Below are 17,493 nucleotides of genomic sequence, written 5' to 3'. Positions count from 1 at the left end.
TTTTATATAGGGTTACTCTTTAATTTTGTAAAATTTAATAGAAAGGTATATGGGGATATGTTTCATTTTTATATGCTTTTGACAAGTATAGGGGTCTATTTAAGTTTCACAAATCTTTACGATTTTAAGAGAAATAAAATAAAATTAACTGTTTATTTTATTATTTTATATATAGGATTGTCTATCACAGCTAGATATTTAAAAATTTCACCATTATATGGATTAAATATTATAAATGCTATTGTAGTTTATAAAATAACGAAAAAAACATTGTTAACTATAGCGATACCTCTTATATCCACGGTTCTATACATAACGGTTAATATATTTTGTTATAATATGATTGCATTTTTAACTGGGGTAAATATATATAAATTAGGAAACTATATTTATTTAATTTGTTATTATATTATTACATATATAATAATTGTAATGGTTTCTAGATTTTTAAATAATACATTTATAAATAATTTAGAAGAATTTACTATATTAGATAGATTTAAACTTCAAGTATTAATTATATTAACGAGTATATTATCTATTTGTATATACTTTGAAACAAATAGCCAAACAAATGTAGTTTGTGCACTGGGATTAGAAATGGATAGAAATGGAGTACTTCCATTTATATATTTTATAACTTTTTTATGTACTATATTTCTTATTATGTTAATAAATAATCAAAAAAGAATTAAAGAAATAAATGAATATAACAAAAAATTAGAATATGCGACTAATGAAATGAAAAAATTTAGGCATGATTATAAAAATATAATGCTATCTATGTGTGGGCATATAGAATCCAATGATTTAGATGGATTAAAGAAATTTTTTTATTCACATATTGAATGTTTGAGTAAGGAGTTAGATTTATTCAATTTAACATGGTCATCAATAGGTAATATACAGTGTATAGAGGTTAAAGGGGTAGTAGCTTCTAAGTTAATACATGCTGAAAAAAACAAAATAAAAACAAACTTACATATTCCAAATATTATATCAGAAGTAAATTTTAATATATTGGATTTATGTAGGATATTAGGAATTCTTTTAGATAATAGTATAGAGGCTTGCTTGGAGTCTCAAGACCCGTCTTTAAATATTTTAATTTTAGAAAAAACAAATCTTACATCTATAATTATTTCAAATACGTATAAACAAAAAGTTGAAGATGTATCGTTATTATTTGAAAAAGGATTTTCATCAAAGGGAGAAGAAAGAGGAATGGGATTAAGTAATCTAAAAGATATATTGAAAAATTATGAAAATGCATTTTTTAATATAAAAATTGAAGATGAGTTTATTCAACAGTTAGATATATATAAATAAGGAGGAGTTAGGATGAGGATATTTATATGTGAGGATGATAAAGAGCAAAGGCGTAAGCTAGAAGAGTCTATATTATCTATTTTAGAAATTGAAGATATAGGTGGAGAAATAACATTATCTACTGATTCAGCACAAGAAATTTTAAGTTATATATCAGAGTTTAAGGATAGAGGGGTATATTTCTTAGATATCAATATAGGTGGAGATGTAAATGGAATTCAACTAGCAAAACAAATAAATGAAATAGATACAAAAGCGATTATAGTTATAATTACATCACATAAAGATATGAGTCATCTTACTTTTAAATATCATATAGGGGCTATAGATTATATAGTTAAAGAAAATTTTGAAGAAGTAAGTAAAAGAGTCAAAGAATGTATATTTGTTGCTAATGAAAAGATAAAGAGTGAATTAGAAGAGGATTGTTTTTTTATTGACAAAGTTGATAAAATAGAAAAAGTTAAGTATGATGATATTTTGTATTTTGAAACGTGTAAAAAAAGATTTATAGCACTTAGAACAGAGAATAGTTATATAGAGTTTAGTGGGACTTTAAAGGAGTTAGAATCTCAGTTGGATAATAGATTTATCAGATGTCATAAATCTTATATAATAAATAAATTAAAAGTTAAAAGTATAGATAAAAAGCAGAGGATAATTACTATGGAGGGTGGCAATAAATGCTATGTGTCTTTATTACTTTTAAAGAAAACTATAGATAGTATTTTGGTTTAGCTTATTGTATAAAGGTTTTAAAAATAGTTGACATGACTATAAATAAGTGTAATAATTATAAAAAAGAGAAAGCTTTAAATTATCCCGAGAGGATATTAAGCCAGAGTTTTAATAAAAAATGAAAATAAAACTTCCTTGAAAGTAGTCCAGAGAGGCTAGTAAGGTTATATATGAAGATATGTTTAATTTGTGTACATATAACCTCTAACTGGATTAGTTAGAGGTTTTTTTAATATAAAAATTAAATAATAAAGTCTTTTAAACTAGTCCAGAGAGGCTGGGAAAGATATCGTCATAACAAAAAATCGTTATGAAATATTAAATCCTTACACCTCTAGAGGTGTAAGGATTTTTCTGATATTAGGGGCTTTATATAAAAAGGAGAGAGTAAAATGATAAATGGAAAAGATAAGCTGATTGTAGCTATAGATACTAACGACTTTGATAAAGCTAAGGAATTAATAGATAAGCTAGAGGATAGTGTTGATATATTTAAGGTTGGGTTAGAACAATATGTAGCAACAAGAGGGAAAACTGTAGATTATTTAAAAGAAAAAGGGAAGAAGATATTTTTAGATTTAAAGTTTCATGATATCCCAAATACAATGCAAAGTGCAGTAAGAGCAGCAGTAAGAGATAACGTATGGTTAATGACAATCCATGTTTCGGATATGGAAGGTATGAGACAGTGTGCATTAGCTGCAAAAGAAGAAGCTGAAAAATTAGGAATAGAAAAACCAATAATAGTAGGAGTTACAGTATTAACTTCTTTAAGCGATAGAGATTTACAAGATATAGGATGCAATATGACAACTCAAGAATTAGCAATAAAAAGAGCTAAGTTAGCTAAAGAAGCTGGCATAGATGGAATAGTTTGTTCGGCTCAAGAGGTTGATAGAATAGTAGAGGCTTGTGGAAGTGAGTTTGTTACAGTATGTCCAGGAATAAGACCTAAGACAGTTGATGCTGGAGATCAAAAAAGAGTTGTTACACCAAAAGATGCTATAAATAAAGGAGCTCACTACTTAGTTGTTGGAAGACCTATAACTAAGGCAGAAAATCCAAGTGAAGCTGCTGAAAAAATAATAAATGAAATAGAAAATGCTTAAAGGGAGGTAAGTTATGAAAGCTAGATTAATATTAGAAGATGGAACTATATTTGAAGGTAAAGCTTTTGGATATTTAAAGGATAGTGTAGGAGAGGTAGTTTTTAATACTTCAATGACAGGATATGGAGAAGTTTTAACAGACCCATCATACTATGGTCAAATCGTAACAATGACTTACCCGCTAATAGGAAACTATGGAATAAATTTAGAGGATGTAGAATCATCAGGAGTTCATGTGAAAGGGTTTATAGTAAGAGAAAAGTCAGATAACCCAAATAACTTTAGATGTGAAATGGATATAGACACTTATTTAAAACAAAATAAAATTATAGGGCTTGAAGGAATAGATACAAGAGCATTAACTAAGATTTTAAGAAATAATGGAACTATGAGAGGAATAATAACTTTAGAAAACTTTACATTAGAAGATGTTGTTTCTAAAATAGGGAAATTCTCAAATACAGAAGCTGTTAAAACAGTTACTAGAAAAGAGAAAGAATATATAAAAGGAAATGGACCTAAAGTAGCAGTTATGGACTTTGGGGTTAAACAAAATATATTAAGATCATTTAAAGCAAGAGGATGTGATTTAGTTGTATTCCCAGCAACAACAAGTGCTGATGAAATACTTAAGGAAAATCCTGATTTAATATTCTTATCTAACGGACCTGGAGATCCAGAAGATTTAGAAGATGTTATAAAAAATATAAAGCAATTGATAGGTAAAAAACCTATAGCAGGTATATGTTTAGGACATCAATTACTAGCTTTAACACTTGGAGGTCAAACAGGAAAACTTAAGTTTGGACATAGAGGTGGAAACCATCCAGTAAAAGATTTAGAAGACCAGAAGGTATATATAACATCTCAAAATCATGGATATTATGTATCTAGAATGCCAGAAAACATGGAAGTAACACATATAAATTTAAATGATAATACTGTTGAAGGTATGAGACATAAAGAGTTACCAATATACAGTGTTCAGTACCATCCAGAGGCTTGTCCAGGGCCAAAAGACAATGATTATATATTTGATAAGTTTTTAGCACTAATATAAGCGATTGTTTAAATTAACTTAGATAAGGAGAAATAAATTATGCCTAAAATAGATAATATAAAAAAGACATTAGTACTAGGTTCAGGACCGATAATAATAGGACAAGCAGCTGAGTTTGACTATTCAGGAACACAAGCTTGCCAAGCGTTAAAAGAAGAGGGAATAGAAGTTGTTTTAATAAATAGTAACCCAGCTACAATAATGACTGATGCAGAAGTAGCGGATAAGATATATATAGAACCATTAACAATAGAATTTATAGAAAAAATAATAGAAAAAGAAAGACCAGATAGTATATTAGCAGGAATGGGAGGTCAAACAGGACTTAACTTAGCTGTTGAACTTCATGATGCAGGAATACTTGATAAATATAATGTAAGAGTTTTAGGAACTTCTATAGATTCTATAAAAAAAGGTGAAGACAGAGATTTATTTAGAGAAGTAATGAAAGAAATAAACCAACCAGTAGTTATTAGTGATATAGTAACTAACTTAGAAGATGGATTAGCATTTGCAGAGAAAATAGGATATCCAGTAGTAGTTAGACCTGCATACACTCTAGCAGGAACTGGAGGAGGTATAGCTGATAACGAGGAAGAGCTAACAGAAATACTTTCTCAAGGATTACAGTTAAGCCCAGTAAGCCAAGTACTAATTGAAAAAAGTATAAAAGGTTGGAAAGAAATAGAGTATGAAGTAATGAGAGACTCTAATGGTAACTGTATAACAGTATGTAATATGGAAAATATAGATCCAGTTGGAGTTCATACAGGAGACAGTATAGTAGTAGCCCCGAGTCAAACTTTAAGTGATAAAGAATATCAAATGCTTAGAAAAGCATCAATAGATATAATAAATGCTATAGAAGTTCAAGGTGGATGTAATGTTCAAATAGCTTTAAATCCTCATAGTTTAGAGTATGCAATAATAGAAATAAACCCAAGAGTAAGTAGATCTTCTGCACTTGCATCAAAGGCTACAGGATATCCAATAGCTAAGGTTGCAGCTAAAATTGCATTAGGATATACATTAGATGAAATACAAAATGCTGTTACTAAAAAGACTTATGCATGTTTTGAACCTACATTAGATTATGTAGTTGTAAAAATACCTAAATGGCCATTTGATAAATTCAAGCAAGCTAATAGAAAGCTAGGAACAAAGATGATGGCTACAGGAGAAATAATGAGTATAGGAAGTAACTTTGAAGCAGCTATACTTAAAGGAATAAGATCTCTTGAAATAGGAAAATATTCATTAGTTCATAAGGCATCTGAAGATAGAAGCATAGAAGAACTAAAAGCAAGAGTAGTAGTTCCTGATGATGAAAGACTATTTGACTTAGCTGAAATGATAAGAAGAGGCTATAAGCTAGAGATGATAGAACAAATCACTGGAGTTGACAAGTGGTTTATAAATAAATTTAAGTGGATAGTAGAGCAAGAAGAAAAGTTAAGAGGAATGCATATTGAAGATTTAAATAAAGAATATTTACTAGAGTTAAAGAAAAAAGGATTCTCAGATAAAGGGATAGCTGATTTAATGAAAATAAGTCCAGCTAAAGTTTATGAATTAAGAAGCTTATATAATATAAATCCATCATATAAAATGGTTGATACTTGCGGAGGAGAATTCGATGCTTTATCTCCATATTACTACTCAACTTATGAACAATACGATGAGGTAGTAGTAAGTGATAAGAAAAAAGTAATAGTTTTAGGATCTGGACCAATAAGAATAGGTCAAGGTATAGAATTTGATTATTGCTCAGTTCACTGTGTAAAATCTCTAAGAGCACAAGGAATAGAAACTATAATAGTAAACAACAATCCAGAAACAGTAAGTACAGACTTCGATACTTCTGATAAATTATACTTTGAACCACTAACAGAAGAAGAAGTTTTAAATATAATAGAAAAAGAAAATCCAGATGGAGTGATACTTCAATTTGGAGGACAGACAGCTATAAAATTAGCTAAATTCCTAGATGAAAAGGAAATAAAGATATTAGGAACTAGTTGCAAGGATATAGATGCAGCTGAAGATAGAGAGAAGTTTGATGAGTTATTAGAAAAACTAGATATAAATAGACCGAAAGGTAAAGCTATATGGTCAGTAAACGAAGGTATCGAAGAAGCTAAAAAGTTAGGATATCCAGTACTTGTTAGACCTTCATATGTTCTAGGTGGTCAAGGAATGGAAATAACTTATGATGAAAATAAGTTAGCTCAATATTTAAAAGATGCATTTTTAAGAGATACTAAAAATCCTGTACTTATAGATAAATACTTAACTGGTAGAGAAATAGAAGTAGACGCTATATGTGATGGAGAAGATATATTAATACCAGGGATAATGGAACATTTAGAAAGAGCTGGGGTTCACTCTGGAGATAGTATAACAATGTATCCTAGTCAAAATATAAGTGATGAAATAAAAGCAAAAATATTAGATTACACTAAAAAAATTGCATTAGAGTTAAACGTATTAGGAATGGTTAATATACAGTTTATAGAGTTCCATGGAGAACTATATATAATAGAGGTTAACCCAAGAGCAAGTAGAACAGTTCCATATATAAGTAAGGTTAGTAAGGTGCCTATAGTAGATTTAGCTACGAAATGCATGCTAGGATATAAGTTAAAAGATTTAGGATATGGAACAGGAGTTTATAAAGAACCTAAGTTAATATCTGTAAAAGTTCCAGTATTCTCAATGTCAAAGCTTGCTAAGGTAGATGTAAGCTTAGGGCCTGAAATGAAATCTACAGGAGAAGTTTTAGGAGTAGGAGAAACTTTAGAAGAAGCTTTATACAAAGGATTCTTAGGTGCTGGTAAAAAGATGTCTAATAAAAGAGGTGTTGTTTTAGCAACTATAAATAACTATGATAAAGATGAGTTTATAGAAATAGCTAAAGACATGAATGACTTAGGATATACATTTGTAGCAACAGAAGGAACGGCTGAATCTTTAAGAGAAAATGGAATAGAAGCTACAATAGTAAATAGAGTAGAAGAAGCTAGACCTAACATATTAGATGTTATAAGAAACAAGCAAGTAGATATAGTAATAAATACACCTACTAAAGGAAATGATTCAACTAGAGATGGGTTCAAGATAAGAAGAACAGCTACGGAGTTTTCAACAGAAGTAATGACTTCGTTAGATACATTAAAAGCTTTAGTAGAAGTTAAGAAAAAAGAAATAAATAGAGATGGTTTAGCAGTTTACAATATAGCAGATTAAGAGATTATGGAGTTGTTTTTAGATAATTAAAACAACTCCATATTTTTTTAAAATTCTAATTTTACTCCCTTATATCGATATTTTAGTCCAAAAATATTGTTAAAAAAATAAAAAATGATAATATTTGACATGAAAGCAATGCAAGATTAGAGGATATTAGGGAGGGCACTATATGAAAGCTTTAAAAAAAGTATCTAATATACTGTGCGTATTAGGTTTATGTACTCTTATGGGGGGTACTTCTTATGCATGGGATGGTAAAAAAGATGGAACAGGGACACATTCATTAATAGCAGAACATGGGTTAAGTATGCTAAACAATGATTTAAGTGGAAATGAATCTCAGCAAGTTAAGGATAATATTAAAATTTTAAATGAATACTTAGGGGATTTAAAGTTAGGGTCTACATATCCAGATTACGATCCTAACGCATATGATCTATATCAAGATCATTTCTATGATCCTGACACTGGAAACAATTTTACTATTGATAATAGTTGGTATGCATCATATCCTATATATGATACAGCAGAAACTCAAGTAAGAAAGTTTGCTACATTAGCTAAAAATGAATGGGAAAAGGGAAATTTTAAAGAAGCTACATTCCTTTTAGGCCAAGGATTACATTATCTAGGGGATTTAAATACTCCATATCATGCTTCAAATGTAACTGCAGTGGATAGTCCTGGACATGTTAAATATGAAACTTTTGTAGAAGAAAGAAAAGATAACTATGCTTTAAATACTTCAGGAAATGATACTACATCAGGAGTATATAAAGAAGCTATGGAAAATCCAAGTTTTAATAAATGGATGACACAAAACTCTATAAAATATGCTAAGATAGCTAAAGATTTATATTATAGTCATTCAACTATGAGTCATAGTTGGGATGATTGGGATTATTCTGGAAGAGAAGCTATAAAAAATTCTCAAGTATGTACTGCTGGATTTTTATATAGATTCATGAATGAAGTTTCTAATGGAAATACAGGAGATAATGATTCATTAACTAATGAATTCAATATAGTATTAAAGACTGCAGACAATAAATATGCAGGAACTGATGATAATGTATATTTCGGATTTGAAACAAATGAAGGTAAGAAATTTGAATGGAAATTAGATAATGCAGGAAATGACTTTGAAAGAAATCAAGTAGATAACTATATATTAAAAACAAAAGATGGAGAAGAAGTAGATATAAATAATATATCTAATTATTGGATAAGAAAAGAAAGATTAACATCTATAAGTGATGATTGGGAGTTAAGCAACTTCAAATTAATAGCAAATGGAAAAGTAATACAACAACAAGATGTAAATAAAGTTTTTACAGGTAACGAAACTTATTACATAAATAAATAATAAAAAAAGCTGTTTAATAAATTTATTAAACAGCTTTTTTTATTGTTTAATAATAGAAATTCATACAAATTAAACTTAAGTAGTATAAGGTGTAGTATACCAATGGAGAAAAGAGAGAGGTAGAAATAAAGGTAAGTATATATGTAGAAAAGTATAGTTAAAAATGGGAATAGAGGTCAATATATTTTACTTGAAATTGAGTATAAAATAAATTATGTAATAATTAAAAATTCTTTATAGGGGGAAATTTTCGGATGAAAAAAAATAAAACGATAGCATATGCTTTAGCGGCTACATTATTAGTTGGGGGAACTTTTGCAGGAACAAAAGCATGGTTTACAGATAAGGAAGTAGTAGATAATAAGTTGAATATTACTACTGGTACTCTAGATGTAGATGTTACTGACATGGGATGGTATAGAAATGGAAAGGAAACAGAAGATTTCACTAAGTTAGTACCAGGAGATGTTATTTCAAGAAAAGTTGAAGTAGCAAATAATTCAAATATAAACAATCAGGTAGTTGTAACAAAAGAGGAATCAGAACTTTCAGATAAAGAAAAAAGTGCAATTGATAATGGATTTATAAATATTAATGATGGGAACTTTAAAGAAGAAGTAGAAAAATTAAAAGGAAATGGAGATTCTGTAATTGTTGAATTCAAGGCAACAATAGGTGTTGGAAATGGAAGTGAGAACGAAGTTGATAATGGATTCCAAGAAGATAAATTTAACTTAGGAAATATGTTAGGGAACTATTCAATAACGACAGAGCAAACTGATCATAGATAAGTTTATAGTATATAAATAAAAAGCATTCTTTTAATAAGAATGCTTTTTATTTAGAATATGAGGTGTGGGAATGAGGTTGAAAAAATATATTGTAAAAATGTTGAGTGCAATATCTATTTTTTTGCTTTCAACGACAGGTATATATGCATATGAAGATAGAAGTATAGTTATAGAACCAATATTTAACGAAAGTCAAGGATTGTGGCAACCAGGAAAAGTAGAGTCAAAAGAATTCTATGTAAAAAATAATAAAAATGAAAATATAATAATAGACAAAATGTATCTAAGTTTAGATTCATCTACTAATTATATAACTAAAAAAGAGATAAACATTAATAGTTTAGAATTTAATGAATTAGCTAGAAATACAACGATAAACTTAAGTTATCAAGGTGATACTTTATTTGAAGGTAAATTAGATAAGTTATTATCTGAAAATGGAATAGTTTTATATCAAGAGTTGAATATAAAATCTAATGAAAAGTTATTATTGAATATGAATATGAAAAAAGATGTTGAAATGGATAATAATGCGCAATCGCTTGAAAATATATTTAATATAGGGATCGCATATAAAGTAGATGATAATAAATTAATTAAGCCAAACCCGCCAACTGAACAACCTAATAAAAATCCAAATACATCTTTAAATCCAGATATGGAAGTTGGTAGTGGATCAAACAAATTGCCACAAACAGGCGGGATAATAAATTCGACAAGTTTAATTATGTTTGGGTTAGCAACAATAGGAGCAGGTTTTATGTTGAATAAAAACTCGTCTAAAGAAAAAGGAGGTAAACATCATGAGTAGATTAAAACGACTTAAAAAAACAAAAAATCAAACTATCAAAACTGTCATGAGTAGTTTAGCTCTTACATTAATTATAGGTGTTTGCAACACTATATCTGCATATGCATGGTTTGATGATAAAGAAAATATACAAAATCATTTATCTATAACTATGGGAGATTTAAATGTAGCCATTAGTGAGGGATTTAATAGTGAAACTTTAAAGGAAGATAAAAATTTTAAAGAAGTTAAAGACTTTACAATTAAAAATGATGGTAATTTGAATGAAAAATTGAGATTGAAAATTAATTTAAATGAATTAAATGATTTAAACCCTATGTACTTTAAATATATAAGTTATAGTCTAAACATTGTGGATGAAGATAATAATAAAATATTAACTAACGTAGATATTAATTTAGCTGAAGATAAATTTATAGATTTAAAGTACGAGAATGGAACAAGGGTTAAATTAAAGCCTGGAGAGACATTGAAATGTAAATCTATAATAAGTTTAAATACAGGCGATGAAAGCATAATAAATGAAATATCCCAAAAGAATATAGGCTTTAATGTAGATGTATTTGCAAGTCAAATTAATTATAATAATGGGCAAATAACTTCTGAAGAAGCTGGATTTACAGATATGGCAAACCAGGCAAACTTAGTTAAAATAGAAGAATCAAAAAATGACTTATTAAAATCTAACTTAAAGGTCCATTTCCAAGATGGTAGAGAAGAAATAAAGATTTATATACCAGATAAATATAAACCAAAGGAGATAGATAGTATAAAAATACTTGAAGGAGGAAGTGGAGAATTCAGCGATATAAAGTTAGATGAGAAAAGTCTTCATCATTTTGTTATAGAAAAGAGAAATGATAAAGATTTTAATAAAGATAAAATAGGTGATAAATTTAGTGAAGAAAATCAATTTAATATAGAAATTAAGTTTAAAGAGAAAAAAGATAGTCAAGAAATAGAAATAACAGAAGTATGGAATATAAAGTTTAGGATTAATGAAGATAAAAAACTTGAAGCATATTATCACGTTATTAGTTCAAGATCAAAATCTATAGATAATAATGAAGATGAAGAAACTACAAATGAAGATGTAGAAGCTCCTATTGAACAAAATATGGAAGAGTCTCAAAAAGAAGAAAATAATAGCAATATAGATATAGTAAAATGTCCAAAAGAAGATGTAGAAAATCCTAGTCAACTTGAAGAAGTTGGTATATCTATGGATGAATCGATTCCTAATAAATCAGAAACAGCACAACAACAAACTGAAGAAATAGAAACACAATAACAATTAAAAGATGCTGTTTAAATATAAACAGCATCTTTTAGTTTATAGGGGGAAATTAACATGGTAAAAGAAAAAAAATCAAAAAATTATAATATATTGAATTTTATAGTTTTATGTATATTTGGTATTTTAATATTGAATTTAATGTCTACAAAGTCAGATAAGTTATTTAAAATAATAGGATTTAGAACTTATACTGTATTATCGGGAAGTATGGAGCCTAAATTTTATCCAGGAGATATGGTTATAACTCAACATAAGGACAAATCTGATATAAAAGTAAATGATATCGTGACATACAAAGATAATGAAGGAGTAATAATAACTCATAGAGTAATAGAAGAAACAGATGAAGGATATATAACAAAAGGTGATAATAATAATGTAAATGATGCAGATATTTTAAAAGAAGAAAACATAATAGGAGAAGTTAAATTTAGTATTCCTAAGGTAGGATATGTAATGAACTTACTATCTAATCCAAAGGCAATAGCTATTGAAATTATTTTTTTAGCAGTATTTATATTCTTTTATTATAAAGACTAAGAAGAGGGTGTGATAATATGAAACGTACTTTTGGAAAGTTACTTATAGCTTTTGGTGCATGTGTAATATGTGGAGTTTTATATTTAAATTACACAACGTCTAAAATAAATAATAAGATGGTAGAAGATTATAAAGAAACTATAATCACTAGTGATATTAAAAATGATGAATATAATTTAGGAGATGTGATAGGAGTTTTAAATATACCTAAAATAGATTTAGAAGTAGCTATAAAAAGAGGTATAGACAACGAGATATTAAAAGATGCAGTAGGTCACTTTGAAAATACATCTATGCCAGGAGAATATGGAAATTTTGCAGTAGCAGGTCATAGGGCATATACAAGTAATAAGTTTTTTTCAAACTTAGATGAACTACAAGTAGGAGATGAGATAAATGTTTTATCTGGAAACGAAGAATTTAAGTATAAAGTTAATAATATAGAAGTTGTTACACCAGATAAAGTAGAAGTGGTAGACTCAAGTGATAAGGATAAAAAAGAAATAACTTTAGTAACATGTACGCCTAAATATATAGGAAGTCATAGACTAATAGTTAAAGGCGAGTATACAAAGTAGTGTGCAAAAAGTGTAATATACTTAACTATAATTATTACTAAAAAGTGTATTACAAGTTGTAGGAGGCAAAGATGAATATATTAGTTTTATCTAATTCTTTTATTATAAAAGAAACAATAAATAACTTAATAATGAAAATATATAAAAATAAAAATATAGATGTAGATATATTTGATATCGATAGTTATATAGAAATAAATAATTATAAAAATTATGATTTAGCTATATATCATAATTACGATACAAAGCTTGATAATTTAAAGAGAATAGTTAAACTAAAAGAATATAATAATTATTTAATGGTATTAGATCGATTTAAAAGTGAAGGTGTTCTTAAAGTATGCTTAGATTATAATATAGATGGTTATGTATGTGATTTTGAAGATGAATACGAATTTAAGTATATAATAAACAAAATATTAAATGGAAGTAAATTTTATGACTCTCAAGTAGTACATAAACTTATAGGAAAAATGAAAAGTAAAGATTCTAAATACATTATTACTGATAGAGAAAAAGAGGTAATGATAGAGGCTAGCAAAGGATTATCTAATAGAGAGATATCTAAAAAGTTAAATATAACCGAATTCACGGTAAAAAAACATTTAAGTCACGTTATGAGTAAATTGAATTACAAAAGTAGAAAAGAAATTATTTTAAATAATGATTTGTATTAATTAAAATATTTAGGATGTTTCAATTTGTTTTATTTTGTAGAAAAAATAGTTATGATGTAAAAATATATAGAATTTTCAGAAAAAATGTAGGGCGAAATCTATTAATTTACACTAAAGTATATGATATTATATAGTCTAAAGGTGTAACAATTTTATTACATTATGAAAGAAACGTAGAAGTATATTCTGTATCTGGGCACTTGGAATATATGGAGTGAGTAGTGCAACCGGCTTCCAATTTTGCATAATTGTATATTATGCAATTATGTATCTTTATAAAAATTTTTATATAGGGGTGGTATGTGGAAGTGTTAATAATATCTAAATCTTTTATAATTAGAGAGGCGTTATCTCTATTTTTTAGTAACAGATTTAAAGACTATAAAGTCAGGTGTATAAAAGATTTGAAAGAGGCTGAAGATTATAATTTAATAAATATTAATTTTGTATTTGTTGATATAGAACAAAGTAAAGATTCTATAAGTGATATAAAAGAGGTTTTCGGCAATTCAAAAATAATGGTTTTTAATAAAGATAAAAATAAAGAAATTTTTATAGAATGTTTTAAAAATGGAATCAATAGTTATATAGTAGATATACCAGAAAAAGATGAATTAATGCATATATTAAATACAGTTATAAAAGGTAAAAAATATTATGATGTGGATTTATTAGAAGAAATGATAAATGAGAGAACAGGCAATAATTTTGAAGATAGCAATGTCTTAACTGATAGAGAAAATCAGGTTTTAGATAAAGTATCTATTGGATTAACAAACAAAGAGATTGCAAAGGAATTATACGTAAGTGAACATACTATAAAAAAACATGTAACTAATATTCTTTCTAAATTAGATATGAGAAATAGAAGGGATTTAATCATATATAAAAGATACAATTCTAAAAAAGAAACTCTAAGCATTATGTAAATAATAAAAAAGCTGTTTAATAAATTTATTAAACAGCTTTTTTTATTTTAAGCATTTGGAGCTATTGGTACGTAAGTTCTTTGAGCTAACTCTTGGTCAATCATTAAAAGACCAGCAGGATCATTTTTTAGTAATCTTAACTTTCTAACTATTTTTTCCATGCTTTCTTCTTCTTCAGATTGCTCATCTATAAACCATCTTAAGAAAGAAGATGTTGTATGATCTTTTTCAGATATTGCTAAATCAGTTAACTCATGAATTGAATTAGTTATAAGTTTTTCGTGGTTTAAAGCTAATTCAAAAACTTCTAAAGGACTTTCAAAGTCACTCTTAGGTTGTTCAATAGCTTGTAAAACTATTTTTCCACCAGCTCTACTTATGTAATTAAATAACTTATAAGCATGATCTCTTTCTTCTTTAGCTTGTACATTAAAGAAGTTTGCAAAACCATCTAAATTGTTATCCATGAAGTATGCCTCCATAGACATATAGAAATATTCAGAGAAGAACTCCATTTGAAGCTGATTGTTTAATGCATCTAATATTTTTTGACTTGCCATAAAAAACCCCTCCTAAGTAAACATTTAAAATTTTAATACAATACTATTATACAATAGTATTACCAAATTTTAAGAATAAGTATATAAACTCTTTAAAATACTCAAAATATCAAGGAATAATATGATATAATACATAAATTGAGATTAATTTTTTAGGAGGAAATCAATGTTATTATTAGCTGATAAATGGAAAGATTATGAACTTATAGATATGGGTAACGGAGAAAAATTAGAGCGTTGGGGAAATGTTGTTTTAAGAAGACCAGATCCTCAAGTTATGTGGCCGATTGCTGAAGAAAAAGGATTATGGAAAAACCCACATGGACATTATCACAGAAGTAGTAGAGGTGGAGGTCAATGGGAACATAAAAAGAAATATCCAGAAAAGTGGACAATAAGTTATAAAAACCTTAAATTCAATATAAGTCCAACTGGATTTAAGCATACAGGATTATTCCCAGAGCAAGCTGCTAACTGGGATTGGTCAATGGACATGATAAAAAATGCTGGCAGACCTATAAAAGTTTTAAACTTATTTGCATATACAGGTGGAGCAACTGTTGCTTGTGCAGCTGCTGGAGCGGAAGTATGTCATGTAGATGCATCTAAAGGTATGGTAACTTGGGCAAAGGAAAATTTACAAACTTCTGGATTAGGAGATAGAAAAGTAAGATTTATAGTAGATGATGTTGTTAAGTTTGTAGAAAGAGAAATTAGAAGAGGAAATAAATACGATGCTATAATAATGGATCCACCTTCATATGGAAGAGGACCTAAAGGTGAAGTATGGCAAATAGAAGAAAAATTATATGGACTAGTTGAATTATGTACAAAAGTTTTATCAGATAAGCCTTTATTCTTCTTAATAAACTCATACACAACAGGATTATCACCAATTATACTTGAGCATATATTAGATGCAACAGTTGCTAAGCATGCTAAAGGTGGAAATATATATGGTGGAGAAATAGGGTTACCTACATCAAAAGATGGTAAAGTTCTTCCTTGTGGTATATTTGGAAGATGGGAGTCTAAATAATGGTAAAAGTATTATATGAAGATAATCATTTATTAGTTGTAGAAAAGCCTGTAAATATATTATCGCAAGGTGATGATACTAATGATAAAGATATGGTTAATCTTTTGAAGCAATATGTAAAAGCTAAATACAATAAACCTGGAAATGTGTTCATAGGACTTGTACACAGACTAGATAGACCTGTAGGTGGAGCAATGGTGTTTGCAAAGACATCTAAAGCTGCATCTAGACTATCGGAACAAGTCAGAAATAAAACATTTAAAAAGACATATAGGGCTGTATTAAACGGTAGTATGAAAAAAGATGCAGATACTTTAAAAGATTTTCTTTATAAAAATAAAAAGACTAATATGGTCAGTGTAGTTAATAAAGATCATAAAGATGCTAAAAATGCAGAGTTAAGCTATACTACATTAGGAAAAAAAGATAAATTTAGCATGGTTGAAGTAGATTTAAAAACTGGAAGATCTCATCAAATAAGAGTTCAATTCTCAAGCAGAAGACATCCTCTATTTGGAGACCAAAGATATGGTCAAAATATAAATAAAGTTGGAGATCAAATAGCATTATGGTCTTATAAAATTGAAATAGACCATCCGACTACTAAGGAAAAAATGGAATTTATCTGTGAACCTCCTAATGAATATCCTTGGAATTTATTTGAGGTTTAAATATGGAAAAGTACAATGGATTTTATATAGATGAGCCTGTTGGAAATAATATATTTTCTTATGATGAAAGAAAAAATAAAAAAATATTTGTTCCTAAGTTGATAGAAGGAAATTTGGATTCTATAAAGGTTGGAGAAAAAATAGTATTTAGTGAAATTGATTTTGATAAAGAAATGAATGCTATAGGATTAGAGAATATGGTTAAGTTTAACTATAAAGATAAAGATATCTATATTTTTGATAACCATAATCACTCTTTTTACTTTTGGATTAAAAGTTTAAAAAAAGGGATGTTTAATAAAGGATGCAAACTAGTTCACATAGACCAACATAAAGACATGAGAGAGCCCGAAAATTATAACGTTGACATAAATGATATAGATGATGTATTTAGGTACACAAACTATGTTTTAAATGTAGGGAACTTTATAAAACCTGCATTACATCACGATATATTTTCAGAAGCTGTAATAATAGATAGCACTTATGGATTTGACTTAGATGTTGAGGGTGAAATAGTATTAGATATAGATTTAGATATATTTTCTAAAGATATGGAATATATATCCTATGATTTAAGAGTAAATAAGATAAAAGAATATATAGATAGAGCTAAGGTTATAACTATTGCAAGTAGCCCGTTTTTTATAGAACAGGACTATGCTATAAAAGTATTAAAAGAATTATTCAATTATGATATAATATAAGAGTTAGATATTTATAATTAAGCATGATTTATTCATGAACTA

The 17,493-nt window shown here is 27.7% G+C and carries 17 protein-coding genes and 1 riboswitch; of the genes, 16 read left to right on the top strand and 1 reads right to left on the bottom strand.

Annotated features, from left to right (window positions below):
* Positions 1–78 precede the first annotated feature (78 nt).
* From KXZ80_RS15560 to KXZ80_RS15500, 13 genes are all read left to right on the top strand, one after another.
* Positions 79–1,329 (top strand): sensor histidine kinase, encoded by a 1,251-nt coding sequence (locus KXZ80_RS15560; protein ID WP_223132722.1) that lies wholly within the window; start codon positions 79–81, stop codon positions 1,327–1,329.
* A gap of 12 nt (positions 1,330–1,341) precedes the next feature.
* Positions 1,342–2,067 (top strand): LytR/AlgR family response regulator transcription factor, encoded by a 726-nt coding sequence (locus KXZ80_RS15555; protein WP_021434264.1) that lies wholly within the window; start codon positions 1,342–1,344, stop codon positions 2,065–2,067.
* A 392-nt stretch (positions 2,068–2,459) separates the two neighbouring features.
* Complete coding sequence (pyrF, locus tag KXZ80_RS15550) at positions 2,460–3,176, top strand: orotidine-5'-phosphate decarboxylase (RefSeq protein WP_021434263.1); 717 nt, start codon at positions 2,460–2,462, stop codon at positions 3,174–3,176.
* Between the two features lie 13 nt (positions 3,177–3,189).
* A complete protein-coding gene (carA, locus tag KXZ80_RS15545; protein ID WP_021434262.1) occupies positions 3,190–4,236 on the top strand; it encodes a glutamine-hydrolyzing carbamoyl-phosphate synthase small subunit in 1,047 nt (348 codons plus the stop codon).
* A 39-nt stretch (positions 4,237–4,275) separates the two neighbouring features.
* On the top strand, positions 4,276–7,482 hold the full coding sequence (gene carB / locus KXZ80_RS15540) for a carbamoyl-phosphate synthase large subunit (protein ID WP_021434261.1): 3,207 nt from the start codon (positions 4,276–4,278) through the stop codon (positions 7,480–7,482).
* Positions 7,483–7,654: 172 nt separating this feature from the next.
* Positions 7,655–8,851: a phospholipase C gene (locus KXZ80_RS15535; protein ID WP_021434260.1), complete on the top strand. Its 1,197-nt coding sequence runs from the start codon at positions 7,655–7,657 to the stop codon at positions 8,849–8,851.
* Between the two features lie 254 nt (positions 8,852–9,105).
* Positions 9,106–9,642, top strand: a complete 537-nt coding sequence (locus KXZ80_RS15530; RefSeq protein ID WP_021434259.1) for a camelysin metallo-endopeptidase — start codon at positions 9,106–9,108, stop codon at positions 9,640–9,642.
* A 70-nt stretch (positions 9,643–9,712) separates the two neighbouring features.
* On the top strand, positions 9,713–10,453 hold the full coding sequence (locus KXZ80_RS15525; protein ID WP_021434258.1) for an LPXTG cell wall anchor domain-containing protein: 741 nt from the start codon (positions 9,713–9,715) through the stop codon (positions 10,451–10,453).
* Positions 10,446–11,744, top strand: coding sequence for a hypothetical protein (locus tag KXZ80_RS15520; protein ID WP_021434257.1), 1,299 nt, complete (start codon positions 10,446–10,448; stop codon positions 11,742–11,744). The genes KXZ80_RS15525 and KXZ80_RS15520 overlap by 8 nt, the downstream gene beginning before the upstream one ends.
* A gap of 60 nt (positions 11,745–11,804) precedes the next feature.
* Complete coding sequence (locus tag KXZ80_RS15515) at positions 11,805–12,290, top strand: signal peptidase I (RefSeq protein WP_021434256.1); 486 nt, start codon at positions 11,805–11,807, stop codon at positions 12,288–12,290.
* A gap of 17 nt (positions 12,291–12,307) precedes the next feature.
* Positions 12,308–12,868: a class D sortase gene (locus tag KXZ80_RS15510; protein WP_021434255.1), complete on the top strand. Its 561-nt coding sequence runs from the start codon at positions 12,308–12,310 to the stop codon at positions 12,866–12,868.
* A 71-nt stretch (positions 12,869–12,939) separates the two neighbouring features.
* The gene (locus tag KXZ80_RS15505; RefSeq protein WP_021434254.1) at positions 12,940–13,545 is read left to right on the top strand and encodes a helix-turn-helix transcriptional regulator; all 606 of its coding nucleotides are present in this window, start codon (positions 12,940–12,942) and stop codon (positions 13,543–13,545) included.
* Between the two features lie 158 nt (positions 13,546–13,703).
* A riboswitch (cyclic di-GMP riboswitch) is annotated at positions 13,704–13,787 on the top strand.
* A gap of 60 nt (positions 13,788–13,847) precedes the next feature.
* Positions 13,848–14,474, top strand: a complete 627-nt coding sequence (locus KXZ80_RS15500; protein ID WP_021434253.1) for a response regulator transcription factor — start codon at positions 13,848–13,850, stop codon at positions 14,472–14,474.
* Positions 14,475–14,521: 47 nt separating this feature from the next.
* Here the strand turns inward: KXZ80_RS15500 and KXZ80_RS15495 are convergent, their stop codons facing one another.
* Positions 14,522–15,034 carry a ferritin gene (locus tag KXZ80_RS15495; RefSeq protein ID WP_021428066.1) on the bottom strand — a complete coding sequence of 171 codons (513 nt, stop codon included), beginning with the start codon at positions 15,032–15,034 and terminating at the stop codon, positions 14,522–14,524.
* Positions 15,035–15,200: 166 nt separating this feature from the next.
* On the opposite strand from KXZ80_RS15495, the gene KXZ80_RS15490 reads away from it, so the two are divergent.
* Genes KXZ80_RS15490 through KXZ80_RS15480 form a run of 3 tightly spaced genes read left to right on the top strand, consistent with a single transcriptional unit; the run spans position 15,201 to position 17,451 of the window.
* Positions 15,201–16,073, top strand: coding sequence for a class I SAM-dependent methyltransferase (locus KXZ80_RS15490; protein WP_021428001.1), 873 nt, complete (start codon positions 15,201–15,203; stop codon positions 16,071–16,073).
* Complete coding sequence (locus tag KXZ80_RS15485) at positions 16,073–16,744, top strand: RluA family pseudouridine synthase (RefSeq protein WP_021434252.1); 672 nt, start codon at positions 16,073–16,075, stop codon at positions 16,742–16,744. The genes KXZ80_RS15490 and KXZ80_RS15485 overlap by 1 nt, the downstream gene beginning before the upstream one ends.
* A 2-nt stretch (positions 16,745–16,746) precedes the next feature.
* Positions 16,747–17,451 (top strand): peptide arginase family protein, encoded by a 705-nt coding sequence (locus KXZ80_RS15480; protein ID WP_021434251.1) that lies wholly within the window; start codon positions 16,747–16,749, stop codon positions 17,449–17,451.
* Positions 17,452–17,493: the final 42 nt, after the last annotated feature.

This window comes from Paraclostridium bifermentans, from assembly GCF_019916025.1.
Classification (GTDB): domain Bacteria; phylum Bacillota; class Clostridia; order Peptostreptococcales; family Peptostreptococcaceae; genus Paraclostridium; species Paraclostridium bifermentans.
This window is presented reverse-complemented; position numbering and strand designations above follow the sequence as displayed.

Excerpts from the sequence above, each read along its gene's own strand:
- carB (WP_021434261.1), top strand. The coding sequence starts at position 4,276 with ATGCCTAAAATAGATAATATAAAAAAGACATTAGTACTAGGTTCAGGA.
- KXZ80_RS15490 (WP_021428001.1), top strand. The coding sequence starts at position 15,201 with ATGTTATTATTAGCTGATAAATGGAAAGATTATGAACTTATAGATATG.
- KXZ80_RS15530 (WP_021434259.1), top strand. The coding sequence starts at position 9,106 with ATGAAAAAAAATAAAACGATAGCATATGCTTTAGCGGCTACATTATTA.
- KXZ80_RS15520 (WP_021434257.1), top strand. The coding sequence starts at position 10,446 with ATGAGTAGATTAAAACGACTTAAAAAAACAAAAAATCAAACTATCAAA.
- KXZ80_RS15510 (WP_021434255.1), top strand. The coding sequence starts at position 12,308 with ATGAAACGTACTTTTGGAAAGTTACTTATAGCTTTTGGTGCATGTGTA.
- pyrF (WP_021434263.1), top strand. The coding sequence starts at position 2,460 with ATGATAAATGGAAAAGATAAGCTGATTGTAGCTATAGATACTAACGAC.
- KXZ80_RS15480 (WP_021434251.1), top strand. The coding sequence starts at position 16,747 with ATGGAAAAGTACAATGGATTTTATATAGATGAGCCTGTTGGAAATAAT.
- KXZ80_RS15485 (WP_021434252.1), top strand. The coding sequence starts at position 16,073 with ATGGTAAAAGTATTATATGAAGATAATCATTTATTAGTTGTAGAAAAG.
- KXZ80_RS15505 (WP_021434254.1), top strand. The coding sequence starts at position 12,940 with ATGAATATATTAGTTTTATCTAATTCTTTTATTATAAAAGAAACAATA.
- KXZ80_RS15525 (WP_021434258.1), top strand. The coding sequence starts at position 9,713 with ATGAGGTTGAAAAAATATATTGTAAAAATGTTGAGTGCAATATCTATT.
- carA (WP_021434262.1), top strand. The coding sequence starts at position 3,190 with ATGAAAGCTAGATTAATATTAGAAGATGGAACTATATTTGAAGGTAAA.
- KXZ80_RS15555 (WP_021434264.1), top strand. The coding sequence starts at position 1,342 with ATGAGGATATTTATATGTGAGGATGATAAAGAGCAAAGGCGTAAGCTA.
- KXZ80_RS15535 (WP_021434260.1), top strand. The coding sequence starts at position 7,655 with ATGAAAGCTTTAAAAAAAGTATCTAATATACTGTGCGTATTAGGTTTA.
- KXZ80_RS15515 (WP_021434256.1), top strand. The coding sequence starts at position 11,805 with ATGGTAAAAGAAAAAAAATCAAAAAATTATAATATATTGAATTTTATA.
- KXZ80_RS15495 (WP_021428066.1), bottom strand. The coding sequence starts at position 15,034 with ATGGCAAGTCAAAAAATATTAGATGCATTAAACAATCAGCTTCAAATG.